5 protein-coding genes and 1 pseudogene are annotated in these 4388 nt (G+C 55.4%); 5 read left to right on the forward strand and 1 reads right to left on the reverse strand.

Features of this window, described 5'->3' with window-relative positions; all coding sequences use genetic code 11:
• From ABYV89_RS14815 to ABYV89_RS14835, 5 genes and pseudogenes are all read left to right on the forward strand, one after another.
• Positions 1 to 157 (forward strand): annotated as a pseudogene (locus tag ABYV89_RS14815) (glycerol kinase); the annotation flags it as partial.
• 169 nt (positions 158 to 326) lie between these two features.
• Complete coding sequence (locus tag ABYV89_RS14820; RefSeq protein WP_432823708.1) at positions 327 to 473, forward strand: hypothetical protein; 147 nt, start codon at positions 327 to 329, stop codon at positions 471 to 473.
• A gap of 189 nt (positions 474 to 662) precedes the next feature.
• Positions 663 to 1241 carry a hypothetical protein gene (locus ABYV89_RS14825; protein WP_432823709.1) on the forward strand — a complete coding sequence of 193 codons (579 nt, stop codon included), beginning with the start codon at positions 663 to 665 and terminating at the stop codon, positions 1239 to 1241.
• Positions 1242 to 1590: 349 nt separating this feature from the next.
• Complete coding sequence (locus tag ABYV89_RS14830; protein ID WP_432823710.1) at positions 1591 to 1827, forward strand: helix-turn-helix domain-containing protein; 237 nt, start codon at positions 1591 to 1593, stop codon at positions 1825 to 1827.
• Positions 1828 to 1830: 3 nt separating this feature from the next.
• Complete coding sequence (locus tag ABYV89_RS14835) at positions 1831 to 3102, forward strand: type II toxin-antitoxin system HipA family toxin (RefSeq protein ID WP_432823711.1); 1272 nt, start codon at positions 1831 to 1833, stop codon at positions 3100 to 3102.
• Between the two features lie 140 nt (positions 3103 to 3242).
• Here ABYV89_RS14835 and ABYV89_RS14840 read toward each other — a convergent pair.
• Positions 3243 to 4388: glycerol-3-phosphate dehydrogenase/oxidase (locus ABYV89_RS14840; RefSeq protein WP_432823712.1), on the reverse strand; the 1146-nt coding region annotated here is incomplete at its 5' end.

The raw sequence follows: 4388 nt of genomic DNA on the forward strand, positions 1-4388 counted from the left end.
CGGACTCGCCGTCGGCTACTGGAAGAATACCGACGAGATGCGCAAAAACTGGGGAGTGGACAAAACCTGGGAACCCTCCGCGGACGACACCGCCCGCAGCAAAAACTTCGGCCTGTGGAAGAAAGCCGTCACCCGCACCTTCGACTGGGTGGAATAAACCGGCCCTTTGTTGTTTGAGGCCATACCCCACACGCCCATATTGCAATGAATTCGCCCGGTGAACCGTCCCTGCCCGGAGAAATTGACAAGGGGATGTGACAGGCTTACTATGCATAGCGATTTGTAATGCAAATTACTTAACCTGCATTTTAATCGCTGGAGGGGGCATGAAAGAACAAAATTCCTATGCCCAATATAAGCCGCCCATTCCGGATTTATTTCGAAACGGCGGCTTTTTGCGTAACCGGGGGATGGATGAGAAAGCCCGACCGATCGAAAAGGCTTTGAATCACAGCAAGACTAGAGGGAAATAGCTCTGTCCCGGTTTTATGTTGAAAAAGAAAAAATAAACCTGCCGAACCAGATAATCAACGCGGGCGGAAAATACTTCTGCTTTAAATTTGAATAGCTCGGTGGGTAGCAATCAGTTCGGCGCACCCGTTTATATTGAGACGTTAGATGTTTTACTTAATAAAAACCATTTATACTAAGTGAGGGTTAAAATGTCCAAGTTTCTCATTAAATTGGTGATTGTTTCGACATTGGTAAGCTTGACAGCATGCTCTGGTGCAACGAAAGCCTTAAATGGTACAACTAAAACAGTAGATGGTGCCTTTGGTTATAAATTAGGGGAAGTCTTTAATCCGAATCCAATAATTAACACATCTGAGTCTAGCGTTAATCCATGCTATAATTTCACGCCTGAAAAACCATTCGAAAATATACAGAAATACTGTATCAAAACTACTCCTATATCTAATAGAATATATTCCATAGAGGGAAATAGCGTCTTTAATAGCTACACTGAATGCAGCCATGCTGAAAAACTAATTGCAGAATTAATTCAAAACAAATATGGAAAAGGGGAAAGTGTTTTTAATATTGGAAAAGATGGTGTAATAGTAAGTGCCATGACCATAACTAAGGACGATAAATACATTTATGTTATGTCATATCATGATGAAGGCTTGTCTGGTTTGCATCATCTTACTGTTAGTTATAACGATGAAGGTTTGAAAAAATTGGCACAAAAGGAAAGCACAGAAAACCTTCTTCGAGGTGTCGATGACTCTCAATTTTGATAATGGTTACAAAGTTAACATGTCTAACCACTCGCTACCCACGGACTGTTGACCTGAGTAAATCTGGGTAGAGTAGAGAGCAGGGACACCCCTGCCCTCCCTCATCAAACCGTGCATGCGGTTTTCCCGCACACGGCTTTCAATTCACGGTTTTCAATTGAAAATCGGGACAGATCTATTTATTGCTAATCGCCCCCCGGCATTATTTCACCGTTCGGTTGAATTCCACAAACAACCTTCCAACCATCCGCGCATTTATCCCGTTCGGTACAATTTACTTGCAAACTCCAATCAACAAACCTAATATACACCGTACGGTACAATACCGACCAGAAACCAGGAGAAGACAGTGGCCAATATCAGCGACCGTGCCATCGCGGTCACCTGCCCTAAAGGGCTCGGGGAACTCCTGAGAAAAAAACGCAAGGCGCAGCATCTTACCCAGGGCCAGGTCGCGGAGTACTGTGGTGTCAGCATCAAATTCATCTCGGAGGTTGAACGCGGTAAGGAAACCGCCGAGATCGGCAAGGTTTTCCATCTGCTTAACACTCTCGGCATCGACCTGCTCGCCGACACCAGAGAATAATCAATGGATAAAATCCTCCATGTGTATATCGACCAAGAGAAAGTAGGGACGCTGACCGGCAATGAAAGCGGCAACTACATCTTTGTCTACGATGCCGGCTGGCTGGACAGCAAAACCCCGATCCCCCTGTCGCTGTCGCTACCGCTGCAGACGGCCCCCTTCACAGCGGAACTATCGCGCGCCTTTTTTGCAAACCTTTTGCCTGAAGGCCAATTACGCGATCACTTTGCCAGCAAGTACCGGGTCTCGGCGGACGACGACTTCGAGCTTCTTGCCGCACTGGGCGGTGACTGTGCCGGAGCGCTGGCCCTCTACCCCGGTGGCCCGGAGCAGTCATTCGAGCCTGCCCCCCCAAGCTACCGCCCCTTGACCGAGCAGGACCTGGGCAGACTGCTGGACGAAGCCTACATTATGGACCCCTCGTTTCTCGGCGAGGGCGAGCGTACCCGGCTCTCCCTCGCCGGCGTACAGGACAAACTACCGGTCGCTATTCACGGGGATACCATCAGCCTGCCCCTCGACGGCTCCCCCAGCACCCACATTCTCAAACCGCCGAACCACCGTTTCCCGAACCTGGTGGAAAACGAGGCATTCTGCATGGCCCTGGCCAGGGCTTTGGGGTTGAAAGTTCCCGACTCATCCCTGCTGCAGATCAGGGACCGGGGGGTTGTCTATCTGGTTGAACGCTATGACCGGACAGTCGACAAACAGGGAATGCCATCACGGATTCACCAGGAAGACCTCTGCCAGGCGACAGGATCTTCCTATCGGCTGAAATACGAGGAAAGAGGCGGTCCCGGATTTCAGGCGTGCTTCCAGATCATCGGCCGCTGCAGACAGCCGCTCGCCGACCGGATCAAGCTGATCGAACTGGCCGTCTTCAACTACCTGATTGCCAACGCCGACTGCCACGCAAAAAACATTTCCCTTCTTTACGATAGAGGCCCCAACCCGTCACTGGCGCCGTTCTACGATCTGGTCTGCACCGGAAGCTATAACCTGAGCAGGCAAATGGCCATGGCGATCGGCGGTGCCTACGACCCTCGTGACATCAACGGCATAGCCTGGGCCAACTTCGCTGAACAAGCCGGGATCCCGTCCCCGAAGCCTGTCATGGACACCTTAAAAAGGATGGCCGCGGCCATCCCCGGCAAGGCCGAAGCGACGGCGAACGCCATGATTGAACGCTACGGAGAAAATCCGATCTATAAGCAGATTGTCCAAACGATCAGCCAGCGTGCGGAAATGGCGATAAGGCAGGTGCGCAGCCTTTAAAGGGATCCCTCCCAGGCGGATTATTCCCAATACCACCCTTTGCGGCACCAAGAACACCCCATCCCCCAATAAAACGGGCAACCTTCTCTCAACGCAGAAGGTTGCCCGTTTTTTCATATCCGCAATCGCCCAACAGGTTGCTACAGGGCGACGGCAAGCCGTTCGTGCACCAACGCCAATTCGGCCTGGGCCTGCGCCTCATCCCAGCCCAGCTCATCGGCCATCAGCTCGACCACCCGCCGGGCGGCGGCGCGGGTCGCGGACCGGTCGAGCAGGGCCAGCGGCAGACGCCGGGCCAGCACGTCGATGGCGCGCAGGGCGAATTCGTGGTGCACGGCGTAGACGACTTCGGCTTCGAGGTAGGGATGGTCGGGATGGAGCCGGGCGTCGTACCCTCCGGCAGCCAGCGTTGCCACGACTTCGGCGCGGTCGCCGTAGGCGCGATGGAGATGGTCGGCCACGTCGGCGGCGAGAGCGTACTCCGAAACCAGCCGGGCATCGCCATCCGGCCGGTAGCGGGCACCGCCGACCACCGGGGTGTGATTGGTCAGGCAGCTGCGGGCCGGTTTGAGGGCGTACCCCGCAACCGCCTGGTCGACGGTGTCCTCGGCCATCCGGCGGTAACTGGTCCATTTGCCGCCGACGATGGTGAGCAGGCCGGCGGCACTCATCGAGATCACGTGGTCGCGGACCAGGCTGGAGGTGTCCGCCGCCTTCGGATCGGCGATCAGCGGACGCAGGCCCGACCAGGCGGACCTGATATCGGCCCGGGTCAGGCTGAGGTCGAAATAGTTCCGGACATGGCGCAGCAGGTAGTCGATCTCGCCTTCCGTCACCAGCGGGTGTTCGCTGGGCGCTGCCGGGTCGTCGGTGGTGCCGATGAGGGTGTGCCCCTGCCAGGGGATGACGAACAGCACCCGGCCGTCCGCGGTCTTGGGGATCATCAGCGCCGTGTCGGGGGGGGCGAAATGCTTGTCGAGCACGATGTGAATCCCCGTGCTGGTGGTGATGATCGGCGCGGCGGTGGGATCGTCCAGCTGGCGCAGGCGGTCGCCGAAGGGGCCGGTGGCGTTGATCACCCCTTTGGCCCGCAGCGTCCATGCACTGCCGGTCAGGCGGTCCTTGAGCTGGGCGCCGGCGACCCGGCCATTTTCCTTGTGCAGGGCGGTGACTTCGACGTGATTGGCCACCACCGCGCCATGGTCGCCGGCGGTCATGGCGAGGGCCACCGCCATCCGGGCGTCGTTGAACTGGCCGTCGTAATAGAGGATTCCGGCTTTGAGCCC

The organism is Trichloromonas sp., assembly GCF_041583255.1.
In the GTDB taxonomy this organism is placed as follows: Bacteria; Desulfobacterota; Desulfuromonadia; order Desulfuromonadales; family Trichloromonadaceae; genus Trichloromonas.

Coding starts and splice junctions, on each gene's coding strand:
- ABYV89_RS14820 (WP_432823708.1), top strand. CDS start 327: ATGAAAGAACAAAATTCCTATGCCCAATATAAGCCGCCCATTCCGGAT.
- ABYV89_RS14825 (WP_432823709.1), top strand. CDS start 663: ATGTCCAAGTTTCTCATTAAATTGGTGATTGTTTCGACATTGGTAAGC.
- ABYV89_RS14835 (WP_432823711.1), top strand. CDS start 1,831: ATGGATAAAATCCTCCATGTGTATATCGACCAAGAGAAAGTAGGGACG.